This window comes from Pseudomonas sp. B15(2017), assembly GCF_002113215.1.
Lineage (GTDB): Bacteria > Pseudomonadota > Gammaproteobacteria > Pseudomonadales > Pseudomonadaceae > Aquipseudomonas.
In genome coordinates, this window is record NZ_NEJZ01000027.1 from 1 (window position 1) to 22,490 (window position 22,490).

20 protein-coding genes are annotated in these 22,490 nt (G+C 62.2%); 6 read left to right on the forward strand and 14 right to left on the reverse strand.

Going from position 1 to position 22,490, the window contains the following annotated elements; all coding sequences use genetic code 11:
• Positions 1–243: 243 nt before the first annotated feature.
• Both motB and motA read right to left on the reverse strand, forming a co-directional pair.
• Entirely contained in the window at positions 244–1,323 is a 1,080-nt protein-coding gene (motB, locus tag CAF73_RS28325) for a flagellar motor protein MotB (protein ID WP_085705231.1), read from the reverse strand.
• 3 nt (positions 1,324–1,326) lie between these two features.
• Positions 1,327–2,178, reverse strand: coding sequence for a flagellar motor stator protein MotA (gene motA, locus CAF73_RS28330; RefSeq protein ID WP_085685206.1), 852 nt, complete (start codon positions 2,176–2,178; stop codon positions 1,327–1,329).
• 167 nt (positions 2,179–2,345) lie between these two features.
• Between motA and CAF73_RS28335 the strand changes: the two genes are divergently transcribed.
• From CAF73_RS28335 to asd, 3 genes are read left to right on the forward strand one after another with little or no spacing between them, the layout of a single operon-like run.
• Positions 2,346–3,884, forward strand: a complete 1,539-nt coding sequence (locus CAF73_RS28335) for an HDOD domain-containing protein (protein ID WP_085701025.1) — start codon at positions 2,346–2,348, stop codon at positions 3,882–3,884.
• A gap of 39 nt (positions 3,885–3,923) precedes the next feature.
• Positions 3,924–4,739, forward strand: coding sequence for a rhodanese-like domain-containing protein (locus CAF73_RS28340; protein ID WP_064379082.1), 816 nt, complete (start codon positions 3,924–3,926; stop codon positions 4,737–4,739).
• Positions 4,740–4,757: 18 nt separating this feature from the next.
• Positions 4,758–5,618, forward strand: coding sequence for an archaetidylserine decarboxylase (gene asd, locus CAF73_RS28345; RefSeq protein ID WP_085701027.1), 861 nt, complete (start codon positions 4,758–4,760; stop codon positions 5,616–5,618).
• Between the two features lie 60 nt (positions 5,619–5,678).
• Here the strand turns inward: asd and CAF73_RS28350 are convergent, their stop codons facing one another.
• Positions 5,679–5,885 carry a hypothetical protein gene (locus CAF73_RS28350; protein WP_256574821.1) on the reverse strand — a complete coding sequence of 69 codons (207 nt, stop codon included), beginning with the start codon at positions 5,883–5,885 and terminating at the stop codon, positions 5,679–5,681.
• A 72-nt stretch (positions 5,886–5,957) separates the two neighbouring features.
• On the opposite strand from CAF73_RS28350, the gene CAF73_RS28355 reads away from it, so the two are divergent.
• Positions 5,958–7,712 (forward strand): molecular chaperone, encoded by a 1,755-nt coding sequence (locus CAF73_RS28355; protein ID WP_085705233.1) that lies wholly within the window; start codon positions 5,958–5,960, stop codon positions 7,710–7,712.
• A 39-nt stretch (positions 7,713–7,751) separates the two neighbouring features.
• Here the strand turns inward: CAF73_RS28355 and serB are convergent, their stop codons facing one another.
• The gene (gene serB, locus CAF73_RS28360; RefSeq protein WP_085701029.1) at positions 7,752–8,966 is read right to left on the reverse strand and encodes a phosphoserine phosphatase SerB; all 1,215 of its coding nucleotides are present in this window, start codon (positions 8,964–8,966) and stop codon (positions 7,752–7,754) included.
• Between the two features lie 134 nt (positions 8,967–9,100).
• On the opposite strand from serB, the gene CAF73_RS28365 reads away from it, so the two are divergent.
• Positions 9,101–10,606, forward strand: coding sequence for an AhpA/YtjB family protein (locus CAF73_RS28365; protein ID WP_085705234.1), 1,506 nt, complete (start codon positions 9,101–9,103; stop codon positions 10,604–10,606).
• A 225-nt stretch (positions 10,607–10,831) separates the two neighbouring features.
• On the opposite strand, the gene CAF73_RS28370 is transcribed toward CAF73_RS28365, so the two are convergent.
• From CAF73_RS28370 to CAF73_RS28410, 9 genes are all read right to left on the reverse strand, one after another.
• Complete coding sequence (locus CAF73_RS28370) at positions 10,832–11,542, reverse strand: membrane integrity-associated transporter subunit PqiC (RefSeq protein WP_085701031.1); 711 nt, start codon at positions 11,540–11,542, stop codon at positions 10,832–10,834.
• A gap of 231 nt (positions 11,543–11,773) precedes the next feature.
• Entirely contained in the window at positions 11,774–14,038 is a 2,265-nt protein-coding gene (gene parC, locus CAF73_RS28375) for a DNA topoisomerase IV subunit A (protein ID WP_085701032.1), read from the reverse strand.
• 7 nt (positions 14,039–14,045) lie between these two features.
• Positions 14,046–14,570, reverse strand: a complete 525-nt coding sequence (locus CAF73_RS28380) for a TIGR02281 family clan AA aspartic protease (RefSeq protein WP_085705236.1) — start codon at positions 14,568–14,570, stop codon at positions 14,046–14,048.
• Complete coding sequence (locus CAF73_RS28385; protein ID WP_085685234.1) at positions 14,567–15,556, reverse strand: esterase-like activity of phytase family protein; 990 nt, start codon at positions 15,554–15,556, stop codon at positions 14,567–14,569. Before CAF73_RS28385 ends, CAF73_RS28380 begins: the two co-directional genes overlap by 4 nt.
• A complete protein-coding gene (gene parE / locus CAF73_RS28390) occupies positions 15,556–17,463 on the reverse strand; it encodes a DNA topoisomerase IV subunit B (protein ID WP_085701034.1) in 1,908 nt (635 codons plus the stop codon). The genes CAF73_RS28385 and parE overlap by 1 nt, the downstream gene beginning before the upstream one ends.
• 42 nt (positions 17,464–17,505) lie before the next feature.
• Positions 17,506–18,114 carry a YqiA/YcfP family alpha/beta fold hydrolase gene (locus CAF73_RS28395; RefSeq protein WP_085705238.1) on the reverse strand — a complete coding sequence of 203 codons (609 nt, stop codon included), beginning with the start codon at positions 18,112–18,114 and terminating at the stop codon, positions 17,506–17,508.
• A gap of 96 nt (positions 18,115–18,210) precedes the next feature.
• Complete coding sequence (gene cpdA, locus CAF73_RS28400) at positions 18,211–19,026, reverse strand: 3',5'-cyclic-AMP phosphodiesterase (protein ID WP_085705240.1); 816 nt, start codon at positions 19,024–19,026, stop codon at positions 18,211–18,213.
• 105 nt (positions 19,027–19,131) lie between these two features.
• On the reverse strand, positions 19,132–19,584 hold the full coding sequence (locus tag CAF73_RS28405) for a DUF1249 domain-containing protein (RefSeq protein ID WP_085701037.1): 453 nt from the start codon (positions 19,582–19,584) through the stop codon (positions 19,132–19,134).
• Positions 19,575–20,192, reverse strand: coding sequence for an NUDIX domain-containing protein (locus CAF73_RS28410; RefSeq protein WP_085701038.1), 618 nt, complete (start codon positions 20,190–20,192; stop codon positions 19,575–19,577). The genes CAF73_RS28405 and CAF73_RS28410 overlap by 10 nt, the downstream gene beginning before the upstream one ends.
• A 228-nt stretch (positions 20,193–20,420) precedes the next feature.
• On the opposite strand from CAF73_RS28410, the gene CAF73_RS28415 reads away from it, so the two are divergent.
• On the forward strand, positions 20,421–21,167 hold the full coding sequence (locus CAF73_RS28415; protein WP_085701039.1) for an RsiV family protein: 747 nt from the start codon (positions 20,421–20,423) through the stop codon (positions 21,165–21,167).
• On the opposite strand, the gene cytX is transcribed toward CAF73_RS28415, so the two are convergent.
• Complete coding sequence (gene cytX, locus CAF73_RS28420) at positions 21,136–22,428, reverse strand: putative hydroxymethylpyrimidine transporter CytX (protein WP_085705242.1); 1,293 nt, start codon at positions 22,426–22,428, stop codon at positions 21,136–21,138. The two genes, CAF73_RS28415 and cytX, sit on opposite strands and share 32 nt — an antisense overlap.
• Between the last annotated feature and the right edge of the window lie 62 nt (positions 22,429–22,490).

Sequence of the window (22,490 nt, forward strand, 5' to 3'; positions counted from 1 at the left end):
GGCCGACCGGAACATACGCTTATCCTTAAGCAAAGAGGAAAAGAGCGCGATGTCCAAACCGTCCGTGGTTCGTGCTCGCGAGAATTGGCGGGCACGCTACCAAGAGCGCTTTGCGGGTAATGTAGGCAGTTTCTTCAAATGGAGTGGGAAAGGTCGCTTATGCGCGACGCCCTGCTCAACAACGCTCCTTGAATGCAGGGCACAGGGCACAAAAAAGCCGACATCACTGTCGGCTTTTTTGGATCACTGTTTCGGCGCGGGCGCCGGTGCAGTGGCCGGTGCAGCAGGCGCCGGGGCTGGCGCCGCGCTGCCCGGTTCGGTCGGTTTCGGCAGCGGGTCGTCGAACAGGTTCAGCCGTTCGCGCAACTCGTGGGCCGGCACCGGTTGCTGATCCGCCGGCAAGGCGTTCGGGTCGACCGGGGTGGCCGGAGCCCCGCCGTTCTGACCTTGCTCTGCCGGTTTTGCGGCATCGGCACCTTGCGCACCTTCGATGGCCGCCTGGGCTTTTTTGGTCAACACCACGATGTCGATGCGGCGGTTGACCGGGTTGAACGGGTTCTCCTTGTCAAACAGCGCCGACGAGGCGTAACCCACCACGCGAGCCACTTGAGCGTCCGGATAACTGCCTGCCACCAGTGCCCGCCGCGCGGCGTTGGCACGGTTGGCCGAAAGCTCCCAGTTGCCGAAGTCGCCGTTGCCCACGTAAGGCTTGGCATCGGTGTGGCCGCTGATGCTGATTTTGTTCGGCACCGCTTTGATGGTGTCGGCCATGGCCAGCAGGATGTCTTCGAAGTATGGCTTCAGGCGTGCAGAACCGGAGTCGAACATCGGCCGGTTCTCGGCGTCCATGATCTGGATGCGCAAGCCGTTCGGCGTGATTTCGAACAGGATCTGGTCCTTGAATTTCTGCAACTGCGGGTTCTCGTCGACCTTGTTCTGCAGTTCTTGCAGCAGCAGCTCCAGGCGTTCCTTCTCGACCTGCTCGGCCATGCCTTCGACCTGATCGGTGTCGACCGTGACCTTGTCCGGTTGCGGCTGAGACTTCACTTCAGGGTTGAGGGTGTTTTCCGGCGCCAGGGTCGGCGTGCCGCCCAGATCGATGATGTACGGCGTACCGCTCTCGGAAAAACCGACCGGGTCCTTGAAGTAACCGGCGATGGCGATCTTCTGCTCCGGGGTCGCGGTGGACAGCAGCCACAACACCAGGAAGAACGCCATCATCGCCGTCGCGAAGTCGGCGAAGGCAATCTTCCACGCCCCGCCGTGATGCCCGCCGGCAATGCGCTTGACGCGCTTGACGATTATTGGCTGGTTATTTTCCATGGCTTAACGACCGCGAACGGCTTGTTCCAGCTCGGCAAAGCTTGGACGGTGAGCCGGGTACAGAACCTTGCGACCGAATTCGACAGCCAGCGACGGCGGCATGCCGGAGGCCGAAGCCACCAGCGAGGCCTTGATGGCTTCATAAACGTTCAGCTCTTCCTTGGCATCGTGCGCCAGCGAGTGCGCCAGCGGGCCGAAGAAACCGTACGCCGCGAGAATACCGAAGAAGGTACCGACCAGTGCCGCACCTACGTGCAGACCGATGGACTTCTGATCGCCGTCACCCAGAGACGCCATGGTCACCACGATACCCAGTACCGCCGCGACGATACCGAAACCCGGCATGCCGTCGGCAATGCCGTTGACGGCGTGCGATGGGTGCTCCAGTTCTTCTTTCAGGCTGTAAAGCTCCATGTCGAACAGGCCTTCCAGCTCGTGGGGAGCCATGTTGCCGGAGGACATGATGCGCAGGTAATCGCAGATGAACGCGGTCATGCGTTCGTCTTTCAGTACCGCCGGGTACTTGGCAAAAATCGGGCTCGCGGCGGCGTCTTCGATGTCGCCTTCGATGGCCATCATGCCTTCACGGCGGCTCTTGTTGAGGATCTCGTAGATCAGGCCGAGCACTTCCAGATAGAACGTGTGGCTGAAACGCGAACTGAACATGCTCAGGGACTTCTTGAGCACGTGCATCGTCATGTAACCGGGGTTGGCCTGCAGGAATGCACCGAGTGCCGCACCGCCGATGATCATCACCTCGAAGGGCTGGATCAGGGCGGCAATCTTGCCGTGGGAGAGCACGTATCCGCCGAGCACGCTCGCGAATACGACGATGATGCCGATAATTTTAGCCATAGGTAGAAAGGTACTTGTTTAAGTCGGGTTCAAGGTCATATTCGGAAGTTAAAAAATCTCTTCTTCTACTTATCGGCAAAACTGCGCCAGACTATAGCCAGTTCAGGCGAAAAGCCAATTTAGCCCATGCCGGGCGCGTCTACAGTCAGTGAAGATCTCGTCCAGACATGGCTAATGAAACGAACGTCCCACACGTGAAACCGACCACACTCGATGGCTGGGTGAAGTTGCTCGACAGCGTTCGCCTGCCAGTACCGCAAGACGCCCATGACCGAGTCTGCCGGGCGATTCGAGATGACCGCCGCTCGCTGCGCGACATCGCCGACCTGATGCAGGACAGCCCGGCGCTGGCCTTGAGCATCATCCGCGAAGCCAACCGCCACACCCATGGCAACATGACCGCGCCGGCGGAAAACCTTGAAGTGGCGATCAATCGCCTCGGCCTTGGCCGCACCGAAGAACTGCTGGCGCGCCTGCCCGCCGAACCTGCCGCGCAAATTCCCCAGGCCCTGCGCCAGCTGCAGATGATCAGCCAGCACGCCACGCAACAGGCCAACGGCTTTTTTGCCAGCCGCCTGGCGCGACTTTGGCAGGACATTCATTGGGGCAGCCTGCTGTTCCTGTCGCCGCTGTGGCCGTTGGCGCTGACCTTTCCCAAATTGCTTGAAGAGTGGGAAGTGCGGGTTATCCACAAAGGCGAATCAGCGCGCGTCGTGGAAAAGCAGCTGTTCGGTGTGCGCCTGCTGAAAATCGGCGAAGCGCTGGTGGAAGCCTGGCGTCTGCCGATCTGGGTGCAGCAGGGCTATCGACTGCTGCTGAACGAGCAGCGCGAACTGGTCAAGGTCCTGCGCATTGCCCGCGACGTCGATCATCCGCTGCGCCAGCAAAACCGCCTCGATGACGATCCGACCCTGCGCCGCTGGCTCAATCAACCGGCCAACACCGTGTTGCTGGCCAACGGCCTGGCCCTCTCGGCGCAACAAGCCTGGGACAGTCCGCACAGCGAGCGCTGGCAATACCTGACCAGCCTCTACCTGCAAATCTCGATGGACGAGGTGCAACAGCAGCTGCACCAACAGGCTGCCGTCAGCGCTCGCCTTCATTCCATGCCGGACCTGTGGCACCCGGCGGTTTCGCTGTTGTGGCCGTGGGGAACCCGTCGGCTGCCCGCCGGAATGCTCCCGGCGGCGGCGCCGTCCGCTGAAGATCTGACCCAGTGGCGCCGGCAGTGCGCCGAACTGCTGGCCGTGCCAAGCCGTTTCACCAACGCCATGAGCCTGACCGTCGCCGCCCGTGACGCGCTGGTCGCCAGCGGCATGCGCCGGGTGATGATCCTGATGGCCGACCGCAGCCACGCTAATCTGCGCGTCCATCAAACCTCGGGGTTGCCGAAGGAAGCCGCTGCGCTCAATTTCGTCGTCAGTCAGAGCTCGGTGCTGCAACGCCTGCTCGCGCAGCAGGCGCAAGTGCGGATCACCCCTGACAACAACGCCCAGTTTTCCGCCCTGCTCCCACCTTCGCTGCGCACGCTGTTTCGTGGCGAGCATCTGTTCCTGCGCTCGCTGGTGAACAACGGCCGGGTGATCATGATCGTGGTCGCCGACCAGGGTGGCGGGCCGTTCGCCGACATCACCGTACAAGCCTTCGGCAAAACCGCGCAGTGCATCGAGAAAGCCCTGCACAGTTTTAGCCAGCGCGGCCAATGACAGCTACAATCCATCCCCTTTGTGCTCTGGAGACCTCACATGTCTGATTTCTCTGGCCTGGCCCTGGTGATCGAGCCGAGCGACCTGCTGCCGCGCCTCGAATCCCGCGATCTGATTCTGGTGGATCTGACCAGTGCCGCCCGCTACGCCGAGGGACATATTCCCGGCGCACGTTTTGTCGATCCGAAACGCACTCAGCTGGGTCAGGCGCCGGCTCCGGGCCTGTTGCCGAGCAAAGAAAAACTCGAAGAACTGTTCGGCGAGCTCGGCCATCGCAAGGACGCGGTCTACGTGGTCTATGACGACGAAGGCGGCGGCTGGGCCGGGCGTTTCATCTGGCTGCTCGACGTGATCGGTCACGACAAATACCACTATCTCGACGGCGGTCTGCCGGCGTGGCTGGCGGAAGGTTCGCCGATGTCGATCCAGATTCCTCCGGCGGCGGGCGGCCCGGTTGCCCTGACCCTGCACGAGGAACCGACCGCCACCCGCGAATACCTACAGAGCCGTCTCGGCGCCGCTGACCTGGCAATCTGGGACGCCCGCGGGCCGCTGGAGTATTCCGGCGAAAAGGTCCTCGCGGCCAAGGGTGGACACATCCCCGGCGCGGTCAATTTCGAATGGACGGCGGGCATGGATCAGGCGCGCCAGTTGCGCATCCGTACCGACATGCCGCAGATCCTGGAAAACCTCGGGATCACCAAGGACAAAGAAATCATCACTCACTGCCAGACCCACCACCGGTCCGGTTTCACTTATCTGGTGGCCAAGGCTCTCGGTTATCCGCGGGTCAAGGGCTACGCCGGTTCCTGGGGCGAATGGGGCAACCACCCCGATACCCCCGTCGAGCTTTAAGGATTTTTAAGGACAGTCATGAAAGAGCGTTTGTTTATCATCAGCCAGTACCTGCTGCCGCATCACCTGCTGTCGCGCCTGGCCGGCTGCGTCGCCGAGTGCCGTGTGCGCTGGTTCAAAAATGCCTTCACCACCTGGTTCGCCAAGCGTTATCAAGTGGACATGTCCCAGGCGCTGGTTGAAGACGTAACCGCTTACGAGCACTTCAACGCCTTCTTCACCCGTGCCCTGAAAGACGGCGCACGTCCGCTGGACCAGACCCCGGGCGCGATCCTCAGCCCGGCCGACGGCGCGATCAGCCAGCTCGGCCCGATCGAGCACGGCCGCATCTTCCAGGCCAAGGGCCACAGCTTCAGCGTGCTGGAGCTGCTGGGTGGCGATGCGGCGAATGCTGCGCCGTTCATGGGGGGTGAATTCGCGACTGTTTACCTGTCGCCGAAGGACTACCACCGCGTGCACATGCCGCTGGCCGGCACCCTGCGCGAAATGGTCTACATCCCGGGCCGGATCTTCTCGGTCAACCAGACCACCGCGGAAAACGTCCCTGAGCTGTTCGCCCGCAACGAACGCGTGGCGTGCATCTTCGACACCGAGCGCGGCCCGATGGCCGTGGTGCTGGTGGGCGCGATGATCGTGGCCTCGATCGAAACCGTGTGGGCCGGTCTGGTCACGCCACCGAAGCGCGAACTGAAAACCTTCCGCTACGACGAAGCTGCCCGTGCGCCGATCCATCTGGAAAAAGGTGCGGAACTGGGGCGCTTCAAGCTGGGTTCGACCGCGATCGTATTGTTCGGGCCGGATCAGGTGAAATGGGTTGAAGAAATCAAGGCCGGCTCGCCGGTACAGATGGGTCAGGCCCTGGCACTGTCCAACGCCTGAACCTGTTGATCCGCCCTTTCACACGTCTGCGAAGGGGCGGACACAACCTGAGTGGCGTCGTTACTCTATCTGCCCACGAAAGCCGATCGGCCCTTCGTTGGCGCAGATATGGCTGCCGCCGAGGTTGTTCCCTCCGTCACTGAACGTGACGTTCAACGCGATAACGTTCTGGTTATCCCGCCCGCCGATCACCCACTTGCCACAAGCCTGGTAGTGCCTGCCGAAATGGCACCAGGCCAGCAGGCCAGCGGTAAAAAAGCCTGACAATCGCCTGCGAAACAGGCCACAACTGCTAGAGTTTTTGGCATTGCCCTATTCGCCGCCGGAGCTTGCCACGGCATGAGTGAGCCACGATCACGCCCCCAACTGAGCGCCCCGACGCCCACGCAGTTGCGCCTGTCCTTCTGTGAAGCCACCCCACGCGACCTCAAACGCTGGATCGCCAACCTGCCCAAGGCCAACATCGGCGAAACCGCGCGCCTGCTGTATCAAGGCCTCGGCGAACTCAATCAACTGCTGACGCCCAGCGACAACCGCCTGCATCTGCTGGAACTGTTGCGGCCCGAGGTTTATTTCGTCTGCCAGCACCTGGAGCGGCACTTTCTGCATCAGGCGATCATGCTCGATGAGCGCTCGCGCAAGATCAGCAATCTATGCCAGGCCCTGCAAAGCCAACTGGCCATCGGTTACAAACAAATCATTCTGCGGATCGCGCCCAAGTACTCGCGGGATCGTGCAGCCCTGGTGAGCGAAGCGCTGCAACGCGCGGCTCATGCACTGAAAGCGCAACTGGTTCGCGCCACGCAGCTGTACAGCGCCGCGCCGGAACAGCTGTGGTTCGAGTTGCATCAATTGTTTCGCTGCGCCTGCGAGCTGCAACTGCAACATCGCCGGGTGCGCGACGACCTTGCCAGCCTGACCGGCGAGTTGAGCGTCGAGCACACCTACCTCGCCGCCCTGTTGCTGGGCAGCGCCCGTTGTAATCAATTGCGACAGAACCAGATCGCACGCCTGGCCCAAGTAGTGGTACCGTGGAGTGCCTGGCTGAAACTGCACCCCGCCAATCAGGGCGAGGGGCTGTTCGCGGTTTCGGCCGAGATCGACGCCGGCCCGCGTTACCGCTCCCAGTTTCGCAGCGAGCAACAGGCCCTCCTGCTCGGCTTCGATCCGCAACCGCTGGTGAATGCCATCGAAGCCCACCTGCTGCATCAGGATGCGACCACGCCGCTGCCCGTACCGGCCGGTCTGACCCTCGACACCCTGCAACATTTGCACGCTACCTGGGGCGAAGCCGCCGAACGCAGCTTCCAGCGCACCGTCGGCCAGGGCAACCTGACCGTATGCGTCGGCATGAGCGCCCTGCACTTCTACCTCGGCGGCGAACGCACCTTCAGCGAACTGCTCAAGCACCCCGGCGCCCGTGCGGCGAATTTCAGCCGCGCGGTGGTTCAGGGCGAAAAGGACAGCTGGAGCCAAGCCTTCGATGCCGCGCCGCAGAGCACGTCCGATGAATTGTTGCCCTACGAGGAAATCCGCTACGAACCACTGATCGACGATGAAGGCGACACTGACAGCCCGCCGCATTACCCGACCTACGCCTTGCCCGTCATCAATCACAGCCCCGGTGGTTATTGCCTGGCCTGGCCAAAGGACGTACCGGCCGAATTGCAGGCCGGGGAAATGGTCGGGATTCAGGACAGCCTCAATCAGGGCTGGAGCATTGCCGTGGTGCGCTGGATCCGCCAGGTGCGCGGCGCCGGCACGCAAATGGGCATCGAACTGGTAGCTCCGCATGCCCGGCCATGCGGGTTGCAACTGGTGCGTTCGCGGGATGATCACAGCCAGTATCTGCGCGGTTTGCTGTTGCCGGAGATCAGCGCAATCGACTTGCCGGCGACGCTACTGGCGCCGCGACTGCCGTTTCAGGAGGGCAATAAAGTGCTGATCAACACACAGGGCGAAGAGCACCGCGCCGGACTGGATCGGCGGGTGGCCAGCACTCACAGTTTCAATCAGTTTGCCTATCGCTCGCTGGAGGGTGCGCAGAATGGCGGGGGCGAAGAGGATTTCGACTCGTTGTGGAAATCCCTTTGAGCCAGGATCGCAACCGAGGGCTGCGATCCTGTGCACGGGTCAGAGCTGCCCGTCGCGATCCCGGAAGCCCAGCAGGTACAGCACGCCATCCAGACCGAGGGTCGAGATCGCCTGCTTCGCCGACTGCTTGACCAGCGGCTTGGCGCGGAACGCCACGCCCAGACCGGCGATGGCCAGCATCGGCAGATCGTTGGCGCCGTCACCCACGGCGATGGTCTGCTCCAGGCGCAAACCTTCTTTTTCAGCCAGCTGCTTCAGCAGATCGGCCTTGCGCTGGGCATCGACGATCGGCTCGATGGCCACGCCGGTGCACTTGCCGTCGACCACTTCCAGTTCGTTGGCGAACACGTAGTCGATGCCTAGTTTGGCCTGCAGTTGCTTGGCGAAGTAGGTGAAGCCGCCCGACAGGATCGCGGTCTTGTAACCCAGGCGCTTGAGTTCGGCGAACAGGGTTTCAGCGCCTTCGGTCAGGCGCAGCGAGGCACCGATCGAGTCCAGCACGCTGACATCAAGCCCCTTGAGCAGCGCCAGACGCTCTTTGAAACTGGCGCGAAAGTCCAGTTCACCGGCCATTGCCCGCTCGGTGATTGCCGAAACCTGGTCGCCGACGCCGGCGGCTTTGGCCAGCTCGTCGATGACTTCGGCTTCGATCAGGGTTGAGTCCATGTCGAACACCGCCAGACGACGGTTGCGACGGAACAGCGAATCTTCCTGGAAGGCGATGTCGACGTTCAGCTCCTGGGCCACGCTGAGGAATTCGGCGCGCAAGGCCTGCGGGTCGGCCGCTTCGCCGCGCACGGAAAACTCGATGCAACCCTTGCCCTTGTCCGCCGGGGTGTCCAGCGGCATGCGACCCGACAGACGGTCGATATGGTCGATGTTCAAGCCATATTTGGCGGTGATCGAACTCACGGCCTGCAACTGGCCGGCGGTGACTTTGCGGGTCAGCAGGGTAACGATGTGGCGTTTTTTGCCCTGATTGCCCACCCATTGCTGGTAATCCTCTTCGGATACCGGGGTGAAACGCACCTGCTGGTCGAGCTCATAACCCTTGAACAGGATGTCCTTGAGCACCGACTTGCCTTGCAGGGAGTCGGGAATTTCCACCAGGATGCCGAACGACAGCATGTCGTGGATCACCGCCTGACCGATGTCGAGGATATTCACACCACCCTGCGCCAGTACACCGGTAATGGCCGCCGTCAGACCCGGACGGTCGACTCCCGTGATGTTAATCAGGACGATTTCGCGCAACGCGCACCCCCGCAACTGGAAAAAAACCGCATTCTACCCACTTTCAGTGACCATCGGGCACCGCCAGCGCTTTGCCGGTCTAGGGCCTGTCGCTATACTGCGCGTCAACTTCACGGACAAAAGAGCCGAGCTCAGTGAACCGGCCCACGCCAGTTAAAACCGATAACTTCTTTCTGCTGATCTTCCGTGCACTGCGCCACCGCCGTGTACCGATTGCATTGCGCATTGCCAGCCATAACGTGATCCTGGTCGCCCTGGCCCTGGTGATCTATGCCTGCGTGATGGGCCTGCAGTTCAAGCAGGCCATGCACGAGCAGGCCGATGCGCTGGGCGAAAGCCTGACCACGCAGACCGCCACCTCCGCGACCGAGCTGCTGGTGTCCAACGACATCCTCAGCCTCAACGTGCTGCTTAACAACCTGACCAAGAACAAGCTGGTGGCCCACGCCGCCATCTACAGCGTGGACAACCGCATCCTCGCCGAGTCCGGTCAGCGGCCCAAGCACGGCCTGCTGGGCGAAGCCGAGGGCATGTACGAGAGCAAGATCACCTTTCAGGACGTGACCGCCGGGCAACTGCGCATCAGCCTGGACATGGATCAGTTCCAGCAGCCGATGACCATCAGCCTGCAAAGCATGGGCATCCTGAGTGCGATTCTGCTGGCACTGTCCCTGGCCCTGAGCCTGCGTCTGGGCCGGCACATCTCCACGCCGCTGCTGCAACTGCGCGTGTGGCTGCGACGGATCGACGAATACACGCCGGGAATCGAGCGTCAGGACGAGATCGGCGATCTTGCCCGCCAGTTACACGCCAGCTATGCCCCGGAGCCGGCCGAACCGGAGCCCGAACCGGAACCCGAGTTCGACGACGAGCCGGAATTCGAAGTGCGCAACCTGCGTGATCCGAGTTTCGACGAAAGCCGCCCGATGGCCGCGCACAAGCCTGCCCCACGCCATGTGGTCAGCACCGTTGAAGACGACGATGACGAAGATCCGTTCGCCGACCTGCGTGACGAGTCGCTGAGCGAATCCGCACAACCGGCCGTGCGCCGACCGACCCCGAGCGTGCCGCAACATACGGCGGTGCTGGCGGTGCAACTGGGCTCGCAGGAACAACTGCGCCGCTTGCCGCGTGCGCGCCTGGAAGAGTTGCAGGATCGCTATCGCGACTGTCTGGAACAGGCCGCTTCGCTGTATCAGGGCGAAATCGAAACCCTGAACGATGGCAGCACGCTGATGCTGTTCCACACCGAAGACAGCGGCGACGATTACCTGACCAACGCCATCTGCTGCGGCGAGCTGCTGCGGGCGCTGGGCCACCAGTTGCAGATCGAAGTCGCCGACAGCGGCATCACCCTGCAATTGCAGCTGGGCCTGACTCTTGGTGACGAACTGTTCGGTCTGAGCCAGATTGACCTGCTGTTGACCGACAGCGCTCAAGACGCCCTGGCGCTGTCGCAACACAGCCGCAACCTGCTGCTGGTGGAGCGCAAGATCGGTGACGACGCGCTGATCCGCCAGCGTGCGCGGATCCGGCCGATTGCCAGCCCTGAAGGCGCCTGCTGCGTGGAGCGTTTGATGGAGCCATATCCGTCGATGCTCGAGCGGCAACTGGCGCGGATGCATGAGCGTCGGGCCTGAGGCCTTGATGTAAAGAAGCCCGCAGATGATCACTCGTCTGCGGGCTTCTTTGTGTGTGGCGTTCTGGATTCTTTATGCACTCTCGACAGCCCCTCACCCTACCCTCTCCCTCCAAGCGGTCCGACGTTTCGGGAGGGTTCGGGTGAGGGGCTTTTGATCGTCCACTCAGAGCCCAGACACAACAAAGCCCGCACAAGGCGGGCTTTGTCCTGACTCGTTCCAGCCTTAAAAGCGGAACACTTCCATATCGGTACGAATCGGCGAAGCCATCGGGATCTTCGGCTGCTTCTCGGCTTCCGCCGCCGGTGCTGCCGGCTTCGGTGCCGGTTTGCGTGGCGCTTCGGCAACCGGTGGCTGGTTGGCCAACGGCTTGAGCGCGACCGACAGTTGCTCGGCCAGACGCTGCAGCAGAATGCCTTGCGCCTGAACCTGGGAAGCCGTGCTGCCACTGTGCAGTTCTTGCAAGTGGACGATGCGGTTGTCACGCACCTGGCCACGACGGTCGAGCAGTCGCCACTGCGCGTCAAGAATCGCCGGCTGTTTTGCGCCGGAGTCCAGACGAGTGATGGTCAACAACACTTGAACATCGGGCGTGAACCCGGTGGTCGCCGGTGCCAGTACCACCCGCTGGCTGTCCAGACGACCGGCAACCTGACGCAGCAGCAATTGATCGATATCCGACGAAAGGCTACCAGCCCAGCGACCATCGACCGAGGCTTGCAGGCTGCCGTCCGGTTGACGCTGCAACAGGGTTTCCCGCTGCAGGTAATCGGCAACGATTACAGGACCCAGCAGAACTGCCATGCCTGAGCTTTGGGCAGGCTGAGCCGGACTTCCGCTGTCCAGCTGATACAGCGACACCGGCTGGTGAACGCTGCAACCCGCCAGGCCAAGAACGCCGGCGAGCAGGAAAATAAGGGGGCGCAGAGAAGTCATCATCCCGTCCAGGTGGCCGCCACAAGGCTGACCACAGTGAAAATACTCAGCAAATATGAAGAACGCTCGGCCACGCCGGCGCTTGGAAAGGCCATATCATCCGTGAATATGCGTTCCGACTCCAGCGCCAAAGCGCCGATCTACGGGTTAAATCGAAGATCGGACGCTCTAGAGAGGCGTTCTCACTCATTTTCTCCGCCGGAGAAATCAGTACGAACGCCCCCTGGCCGCTTAATTGAGGTTTTCGACGAGCAGCGCATCCACCCGCTGGAAGCCACGTGGCAGTTTGTTACCACGGCGACCACGCTCACCTTTGTAGTGTTCGAGGTCGTCGGCCTTCAGCGACAAGGTACGTTTTCCGGCCTGCAGCACCAAGGTGGCGCCTTCCGGAAGAACGGCGATGTCCGTGACATATTCTTCGCGACTGGCCACACGCTCACCGGAAATACCGATGATCTTGTTGCCTTTGCCCTTCCCTAATTGTGGCAGGTCGCTGATCTTGAAGATCAGCAGGCGACCCTCGGTCGTTACCGAGGCCAGCCAGTTGTGCTCGCGGTCGGCCACCGGACGCGGCGCGATCACCTTGGCGTTGTTCGGCAGGCTCAACAGCGCCTTGCCGGCCTTGTTCTTGGCTTGCAGGTCTTCACCTTTCACCACGAAACCGTAGCCGGCGTCAGAGGCGATCACGTACAGCGAGTCCTCTTCCGGCATCAGCACACATTCGAACGTTGCGCCCGGCGGCGGCGTCAGACGACCGGTCAACGGCTCGCCCTGGCCTCGTGCCGATGGCAGGGTGTGGGTGGCCAGCGAGTAACTGCGGCCCGTGGAGTCGATGACCACGGCCGACTGGTTCGAACGCCCCGCCGCCGAGGTCTTGAAGCCGTCGCCAGCCTTGTACGACAGGCCGGTGGCGTCGATATCGTGGCCCTTGGCCGAACGGATCCAGCCTTTTTCCGACAGCACGACGGTGACTTTCTCGTTCGGCAGCAGATCGTGCTCGGTCAGCGCCTTGGCTTCAGCGCGCTCGACGATTGGCGACCGACGGTCATCGCCGTAGGTTTCGGCGTCTTTCAGCAGCTCACTGCGAACCAGCTTCTTCAGCTTGGCTTCACTGCTCAGCAGCGCTTGCAGCTTGGCTTGTTCCTTGAGCAGTTCATCCTGCTCGTCGCGCAGCTTCATCTCTTCCAGTCGCGCCAACTGACGCAGACGGGTATCGAGGATGTAATCGGCCTGGATTTCGCTGAGGGCAAAACGCTCGATCAGTTTGGCTTTCGGCTGATCCTCGGTGCGGATGATGTGAATCACTTCATCCAGGTTGAGGTAGGCAATCAGCAAACCGTCCAACAGGTGCAGGCGGCGCTCGACCTTGTCGAGGCGGAACTGTAACCGGCGACGCACGGTCAGCACGCGGAATTCCAGCCACTCCACCAGCAACGCACGGAGGTTTTTCAGCTGCGGCTTGCCGTCCAGACCGATGATGTTGACGTTGACCCGATACGTCGACTCCAGCTCGGTGCTGGCGAACAGGTGCTGCATCAACGCTTCGTGATCGACGCGGCTGTTGACCGGGATGATCACGATGCGGCACGGGTTCTCGTGATCGGATTCATCGCGCAGGTCGGCGATCTGCGGTGCTTTCGACGGCTTGGCCTGCATCAGCGCGGCGATCTGCTCCAGCACCTTGGCCCCGGAGACCTGGTGCGGCAGCGCGGTGATGATGATGTCGCCGTCCTCGACGTGGTACACGGCGCGCATGCGCACCGAGCCCTTGCCGGTTTCGTACATTTTCAGCAGGTCGGCGCGCGGAGTGATGATTTCCGCTTCGGTCGGGTAGTCCGGGCCCTGGATGTGTTCGCAAAGCTGTTCGACCGTGGCTTTCGGCTCGTCGAGCAGGCGCACGCACGCGGTGGCGACTTCGCGCAGGTTGTGCGGCGGCACATCGGTGGCCATGCCCACGGCGATACCGGTGGTGCCGTTGAGCAGGATGTTCGGCAAACGTGCCGGCAACACCAGCGGTTCCTGCAGGGTGCCGTCGAAGTTCGGGCCCCAGTCTGCGGTGCCCTGGCCCAGTTCGCTGAGCAGCACTTCGGAATAACGTGACAGCCGCGCTTCGGTGTAACGCATGGCGGCGAAGGATTTCGGATCGTCCGGCGCACCCCAGTTACCCTGGCCGTCCACCAGCGTGTAGCGATAGCTGAACGGCTGGGCCATCAGCACCATCGCTTCGTAGCACGCCGAGTCGCCGTGGGGGTGGAACTTGCCGAGCACGTCGCCGACGGTACGCGCCGACTTCTTGTGCTTGGAATCGGCATCCAGCCCCAGCTCGCTCATGGCGTAGACGATACGCCGCTGTACCGGTTTCAGACCGTCGCCGATATGCGGCAAGGCACGGTCCATGATCACGTACATGGAGTAGTTGAGGTAGGCATTTTCGGTGAAGTCAGCCAGCGACCGGCGTTCTACGCCATCTAAGCTGTCTGCAAGGTTGTCGCTCATGCGGGCCTCATCGGTTCGTTGTCTGGCGCAGCAGCATGGTGCCGCCGCGCTGAGTAAATTCAAGTTTGTTCAGGGCGCTCATGCCGAGCAGCACCTGATTGCCATGCAGGCCGGGCGCCACCAGTGCGCGGACATCCCGCAGCACGATGTCGCCCAGTTGCAGGCGGTCGATCCGGGTGCGATAGCCCTGGCTCAGGCCATTGGCCGTGCTCAGGGTCACACCGAAACCTTCTTCCAGCCGAAGGTTTTTCGCCACTTCGGCCGGGATTGCCACGTCGGTCGCGCCAGTGTCGAGCATGAACTCCACCGGCCGACCGTTGATCAGGCCGCTGGCGACAAAATGTCCCTGGGCGTTGCCGATCAGTTTCACTTCGATAAAGCCGTTACCCTGCTGCGAAGCCACTTCCACATTGGGATTGCGCTGGCGCTCTTCCCACTGGCCGAAGAACCGCGTGGCCAGAAACAGCGCCGCGCACCAGGCCAGAATCATCAACACCCGACCGGCGCGCCTGCCCGGCGGTTGCTGGCTCATGGCTTGGCGCTCCAGCCACCCTCGGGCGCGGCGAATCGCCAGATGATCGGGCGGACCTCGCCATCGGCCCGGGGACCAAAATTGTTGTCGACGCCGATCCAGGCACCTTGAGCATCGACCACCAGCGCCTCTTCCAGCCCGAAGTTCTGCGAATAACGACGATTGGCCTGCAACAACTCGGCCGCATACGACCAGCAAAGCTCGACCTTGGCCGTCAGCGCATCGCGACGACAGATCTGGTACGCGTTGCGCTCAAGGGTAAACAGTTTGCCGTTGAACAGGGACACGTCGGAAAAATCCCGATTGACCGGGCGGGCTTTCGGGAACTGCGGCGGTTGCATTTCCATCCCGCCCTCGCTGAGCAGCACGCAGCGCCCGTCACAATCCCAGACCGTCTGCTGACGCTTGATCATCAGCAAGCCACGGCTTTGCCGCTCCGCAGCCAGCCACATCTGATCGCCCGCCGGATTGATCGCCAGGCCTTCGAATATCGCGTTGAACTGCAGCAACATCCCGCTGGCCCGCGCCTCGCGGACCATCATCGGCGAGATTTTCAGCCACGACGACGGCCCCTGAGGCGGCACTTGCAGCACCGCTGCGTGGGCTTCGCTGACAATGTAGCGGTTGCCGGCGCTGTCGCAGGTGATGCCTTCGAAATCCAGATCGCCGCCCCGAATGAACGAAGCCGCCCAGGTGCGCGAGCTGATGCCCCACGGCAAGCCGCTGTCCGGCACTTTCGGCGGATCGATGCGCACGGCCGTGGCCTGCCAGACCCGGTCGCGGATATCGAGACGGTAGATCTGGTCATCGTCGCGATCCGAAACGGTCCACAGATCATTGCCACACAAGGCCAGCCCCGACAGGTTGCCGCCGCGCATGCCTTCGACCGGGTGCTCGGCGAGCACGCGCAGCTCTTGCGCAGGCTCTGCCGACACCGTCATCGAACCCAGCAGCAATGCACCCGCCAAGGCCCAGCCAAACCGCATCAGGCCAGAACCTCGGCGAGGTTGCCCTTGGATTCGAGCCAGGTCTTGCGGTCGCCGGCGCGTTTCTTCGCCAGCAGCATGTCCATTATTTCCGAGGTCTGGGCGAAGTCGTCCCCGAGGGTCAACTGCACCAGGCGCCGAGTGTTCGGGTCCATGGTGGTTTCACGCAGTTGCGGCGGGTTCATTTCACCCAGACCCTTGAATCGGGTGACCTGCGGCTTGCCGCGTTTCTTCTCGGCCACCAGACGGTCGAGGATCCCGTCGCGCTCGGCCTCGTCGAGGGCGTAGTAGATTTCTTTGCCCAGGTCGATGCGGTACAGCGGCGGCATCGCGACGTAGACGTGACCAGCGTCCACCAGCGGGCGGAAATGCTGGACGAACAAAGCGCAGAGCAAGGTCGCGATGTGCAGACCGTCGGAGTCGGCGTCGGCGAGGATGCAGATCTTGCCGTAGCGCAGCTGGCTCATGTCCTCGGCGCCCGGATCGACACCGATGGCCACGGCGATGTTGTGCACTTCCTGGCTGGCCAGCACTTCGCTGCCGTCGACTTCCCAGGTGTTGAGGATCTTGCCGCGCAACGGCAGGATCGCCTGGAATTCCTTGTCCCGCGCTTGCTTGGCCGAACCGCCGGCGGAATCACCTTCCACCAGGAACAGCTCGGAACGCATCGGGTCCTGCCCCGCGCAATCGGCCAGTTTGCCCGGCAATGCCGGCCCCTGGGTGATGCGCTTGCGCTCGACTTTCTTGCTGGCCTTCAGACGACGGCCGGCGTTGCTGATCGCCAGTTCTGCCAGCGCCAGACCGGTTTCCGGGTTGGCATTGAGCCACAGGCTGAACGCATCCTTGACCACGCCGGAGACAAATGCCGCCGCTTCACGGGACGACAGACGTTCCTTGGTCTGGCCGGAGAATTGCGGTTCCTGCATCTTCATCGACAGGACGAAAGCGATGCGTTCCCAGACGTCCTCCGGGGCCAGTTTGACGCCACGCGGCAGCAGGCTGCGGAATTCGCAGAACTCACGCATCGCATCGAGCAGCCCCTGACGCAGACCGTTGACGTGGGTACCGCCCTGCTCCGTCGGAATCAGGTTGACGTAGCTTTCGGTGACCGAAGTACCGCCTTCAGGCAGCCACAGCAGGGCCCACTCGACCGCTTCCTTGGCGCCGGCCAGGTTGCCGCAGAACGGCGCGTCCGGCAGACGCTCGAACTCGCTGACCGCATCCACCAGATAGGAGCGCAGGCCGTCTTCGTAGTGCCACTCGACCTTTTCGCCGGTGCCTTTGTCTTCGAAGCTGATCAGCAGCCCCGGGCAGAGAACGGCCTTGGCCTTGAGCACGTGCTTGAGGCGGCTGATGGAGAATTTCGGCGAATCGAAGTATTTCGGGTCCGGCGCGAAGTACACGCTGGTCCCGGTATTGCGCTTTCCAACGGTGCCGATGACTTGCAGATCGGTGGCCTTGAAGCCATCGGCGAAGGTCATTTCGTATTCGTTGCCGTCACGTTTGACCCGCACCCGCACCTGGGTCGACAAGGCGTTGACCACGGAAATACCCACCCCGTGCAGACCGCCGGAGAACTGGTAGTTCTTGTTGGAAAACTTGCCGCCCGCATGGAGCTTGGTGAGGATCAGTTCGACGCCCGACACGCCCTCTTCCGGGTGAATGTCGACCGGCATGCCACGGCCGTCGTCGCAGACTTCCAGCGAATGGTCGGCGTGGAGGATGACCTGGATCGATTTGGCGTGGCCGGCCAGGGCTTCGTCGACACTGTTGTCGATGACTTCCTGGGCAAGGTGGTTCGGCCGACTGGTGTCGGTGTACATGCCGGGGCGCTTGCGCACCGGGTCGAGGCCCGAGAGGACTTCGATGGCGTCGGCGTTATAGGAGCTAGCGCTGGGAGTGGCCATAGGGTCTCGTCGTCAGTGATTCAATGAAAATGGGGCAAGACTTCACAGTGCGGTGAAATCGACTGCCTGATAGATATCGGCGCCAATCCCGGCAAAGCTGAGCAATGCCGGCAATTGTGTAACAAATCCCTGGAAACTGTGGTCGCCGCCAGCCTGGATGCGCAAGGCACAGGCCCGGTAATACTGCTGGGCAAGGCGATAATCCAGCGTTTCATCGCCGGTCTGCAACCATACCTGATAACGCTGCGGATCCTGTGGCGCCGGCACTTCCAGCTCGGCCAGGGCCGTCACGTGGTCGTGGGTCAGTTCCCAGGTCTCGTCGGTGTACAGGTTTTTCTGGGTGCCCAGGTATCCGTCGAACATCCGGTGCGGACTGACGGCCGGGTTGACCAGCAGGGCTTTCAGGCCATGGCGCTCGGCCAGGTGAGTCGCATAGTAGCCGCCGAGCGAACTTCCCACCAGCAACGGCCGGCCGAGTTCGGCAATTGCCTGTTCCAGCTGACCGATGGCTTCGCGCGGGTGGTGATGCAGCGCGGGGACACGCAGTTGATCGCTCAAACCCAGCCGCTCCATCACCTCGACCAGCTGACAGGCCTTTTTCGAAGCCGGCGCGCTGTTGAAACCATGAATATAGAGAATCGAACCGGACATTTGAGCTCCCTGGGCGTCGGCTGAAGATAGCGGAGTTTACAGGGAGTCGAGGGGTGTTGGGCCAGCACCCGAGGAAATCAGCGCTGTGCCCGTCAATCAGTAACCGTCGGAGCCGTAATCGACAGTGAACCGGAAATCAGTGACACGCTCCACACCAGTCTCGATCCGCCCGTCCGGCAGCAATCGCAACCAGCGATACCCCGGCGCCTGTTCGCCAACCTTGAAATCTTCGCTGCCCGGCTCGAACTGGATGCAGGTCGACGGCGAGGCGATCAGCCTTACGCCGTTGCGTTCGCGGTCGATTTCCTGATGGACATGCCCCCACAGCACGGCGCGGGCCTGCGGGAAACGGTCGAGCACTTCGAAAAACGCTTCCGGATTGCGCAAGCCGATCGGCTCCATCCAGGCGCAACCGATCGACACCGGATGGTGGTGCAAGCACACCAGATGATGGCGATCCGGCGCTTCGCTCAGGGAGCTGGCGAGCAATTGCAGTTGGTCGTCCTGCAGATACCCCGGCACCGATCCGGGCACCGCCGAATCGAGCAGGGTCACGCGCCAGTTGCCGACATCCACCACGGACTCCAGCAACGCACTCTTGACCGTCGCCTGAGCCATGATCTGCGGTTCATCGTGGTTGCCGGGGATCCAGCGGGCCGGCGCATCGATCTGCGCCGTCATCTGGCGGAATTGCTGATAGGACTCCAGCGTGCCGTCCTGGGACAAGTCGCCGCTGGCAACGATCAGGTCGATCCGCGGTTGCTGTTCAAGCACCAGCTCGATGACTTTTTGCAGACTCTCGCGGGTATTCATGCCCAGCAGCGTTCTGTCCGCCTCGGCGAACAGATGACTGTCAGAGAGCTGCACCAGCAACGCCGTGTCGGCGGTGGTCAAAGTCGATACGCTCGGCAAGGCGTTCTCCCCCGGGATCGCGGGACTGGATAGGTGCGGCAATTATGCGGGGGGACAGCGTAAAGAGAAACCGGCGAAACGGACGCAGTTCACAACTTGCGGTGGTTATCGGACCGCCGCGTATTCGTGTCCGCACGCCAGGCAGTGACTCAGCCATTCGCCCAGGAACAGATTGAGCTGGGCCTTTTCGTCCGGCTGATGCATCGCCGCATTCGGGTAAGGATAGACGCCGCGAAAACGTCGCGCATGCTCGGCGCTGATCACCTCGGCCATGCGCGCGTCGTGATAGACCTGCACTTCCAGTTGCGGCACCGGCAGCCACGGCAGGCTGTGTTCCTGGCGCACTTGCAGGGTCGTGGTGTACGGACAGGTCTGCAGCACCTCGAGCGTCAGAACGCCGAGCATCTGGTCGCCCTGGGTCACGGCAATGCGCCGGGCCTGCGGGTCGTTGCGCATGTCCGGCAACAGTCGCATCAGGCGCGCGTAGTTGGCCTCGCAGGCGGCTTGCAGCCCCACGAGGTCGACGCGGTAGCGATCGCGCAACTTGTTTACGACCATAGCCCCCTCACTTCGGCGCGGTTGAGCGCCAGCCACTGCAAGGCGATGATGCTCGCCGCATTGGCAATCTGTCCGTCGCGTACAGCCTGCAAGGCATCTTCGAAAGCCCAGACCGTGACGCGGATATCTTCGGCTTCTTCCTCCAGACCATGCAGGCCGCCTGCGCCCTCCGTGCTGCAACGCCCCAGGTACAGATGCACGAATTCGTTGCTGCCGCCCGGCGATGGAAAGTATTTGGTCATTGGCCACAGGGCCTTGATGTCCAGCCCAGCTTCCTCCTGCGCTTCGCGGTGAGCAACTTCTTCCGGCTGTTCATCCTTGTCGATCAGACCGGCGACCAGTTCCACCAGCCACGGGTTGTCGGCCTTGCCCATGGCGCCGACACGAAACTGCTCGATCAGCACCACTTCATCGCGCTGCGGATCGTAGGGCAGCATGCACACGGCATCATGGCGCACGAACACTTCACGATTGATTTCGCGGCTCATGCCACCGGCGAACAGTTCATGGCGCAAATGCACGCGATCGAGCTTGTAGAAGCCCTCGTAGCATTGCACCCGCTGCACGATATCGACGGCGGTTGGAATGGCATTGGCAAAATCGGTCATGGGCATCCTCGTCTACTGCAGATTCCAATACGAGGTTCGTCTTGCTAATGGCGACCTCGACTTCGCGCCATCCTAACGCGCCCGTGACATTTGATGCAGCCCCTTTACTGTCAGCGGGATGGACGGTGAAGGCGAAACCCACTCTAATTAGCTTAGTGGCGAACTGACCGCTTCGTTGAGAGTCGAAGCGGTAACTTTTTGCCTTCCCCTGCTTCAGAAAGGACGCCCATGTCGCTTTTCAAAATTGCCTCCGTGGCCGCCATCGCCCTGACCCTGGGCGCGTGCGCCAGCCTGTTCCAGCCCAACTACCGCACGCCGCTGGAAACCACCCGCGACGCCTCGGAAACGCTGAAACCCGGTTGCTCCAACCCGGACTGCCCGCTGGTGAACATCGATACGTTGCGCTTTCCGGCAGAACCGGCGCTGGACGGCATCATCGAAAAACGCCTGTTGCAAATGACCCGCACCGCACCGAACGCCCCGGTGGCGCCGACGCTGGCAGCGTATCGCGAGCAATTCCTGGCCAACGCCGGCCCGCGCAACAGCAGCTATTTGCAGGCGAAAGTACGCGAGCAGCATGACGGTCTGGTGATCATCGAAACGTCGAGCTACCTGGACACCGGCGGTGCCCACGGTACACCGGGACGCGGTTTCATCAACTATTCGCGTCAGCAGCACAAGGTGCTGACTCTGGCGGACATGTTGCTGCCGGGTCAGGAAGAAGCGTTCTGGAAAGCCGCGCAAGTGGCCCACAACAGCTGGCTGATCAGCACCAAGCTCGATCAGGAACCGGAGTTCGTGAAGAGCTGGCCGTTCGTCAAAACCCCTAACGTGGCGCTGACCTACGGCGGCGTGATCCTCAAGTACGACGTGACCACCATCGCGCCTTATGCGCTGGGCCACGTCGAACTGAAAATCCCTTACCCGCGCCTGAATGGCATTCTCAAGCCCGAGCTGTTTCCCGGCCGTAACTGAAAGCCCGACCGAGCACGAGTTGCAGCAGCCCTGCCAGCACCAGCGCCGGCAGGGTCGCGCCGACATCCGGATACAGGTTGGCCAGCAAGTGATAGGTGCTGATGCCACCCAGCCAGGCCAATAGTGCCGGCCAGCGCAACGCGGCCGATGCCACCTGGGCACTGCGCTTGCGCAGGATGAAGTGATCCACCAGCACCACGCCGAACAGCGGTGCGAACACCGAACCGATCAGCAACAGGAAGTTCTGGTATTGCGCCAATGGCGCGAGCAAGGCGATCAGGGTGCAGATCACACCGATGGCCAACGCCAGATGCTCGACTTTCAGACGCAACAGAATCCCGCTGGAAACCGCCGCCGAGTGAATGTCGGCGAAAGCGTTTTCCGACTCATCCAGCAGAATCAGCAACAGCGGAATGCCCAGACCTGCGCCAGCCAGCGCCAGCAGCAGCGCGTTGACCTCACCGCTCGGCGCAAAGGCCAGGGTGTAGGCCACGCCCAGGCTCATCAGCCAGAAATTGCCGATGAAGAAACCGATCGCCGTGCCGCCGAATACATTCTTCGCCCGCTGACCGAAGCGCGAGTAGTCGGCGATCAGCGGCAGCCACGACAGCGGCATCGCGATGGCGATATCGAAGCCCACGGCGAGCGGCATCGAGCCATCCCCGGCCTGTGCCCACAAGGCGGCGAGATCGGCCTTGGCAAACAGGTTCCAGGTCAGCCAGATGCACGCGCCCAGAATCAGCCAGATGCCCCACTTGCGCAGGATCTTGCGCACGAACGTCAACGGCCCGCTGACCGCCAGCAACGTCGCCAGCGTACCGAAGCACAGGGTCCACAACATCGGACTGGCCCACAGCGAACCTTCGCTGAATGCACGAGTGCCGAGCAGGCTGGCCGCATCGCGCATGACGATGATTTCGAAAGAGCCCCAACCGATCAGTTGCAGCAGGTTGAGCAGCGCCGGCAGGCTCGCGCCTTTGCTGCCGAGGCTGAGTTTCAGCGCGGCCATCGACGACAGGCCGGTGTCGCTGCCGATCACGCCAACGGCGGCCAGCAACAAGACGCCGACCAGGGTGCCGAGGAAAATCGCCAGCAGCGCTCCCGACAGGCCCAGCCCCGGCGCCAGCAGTGCACCGGTCTGCAAGACCATCAGGCCGATGCCGAGGGAGAACCACAGGGAAAACAGATCGCGACCGCCGAATACACGCTGGCTGGCGGGCACGGCGAGGTCGGGGGAATAAGTACCGGGTTGAATGCTCAAGGGTGTTATCTCAGAGGGACATTTGTTGTTGTGTCGACCGTATTCGCGAGCAAGCTCGCCCC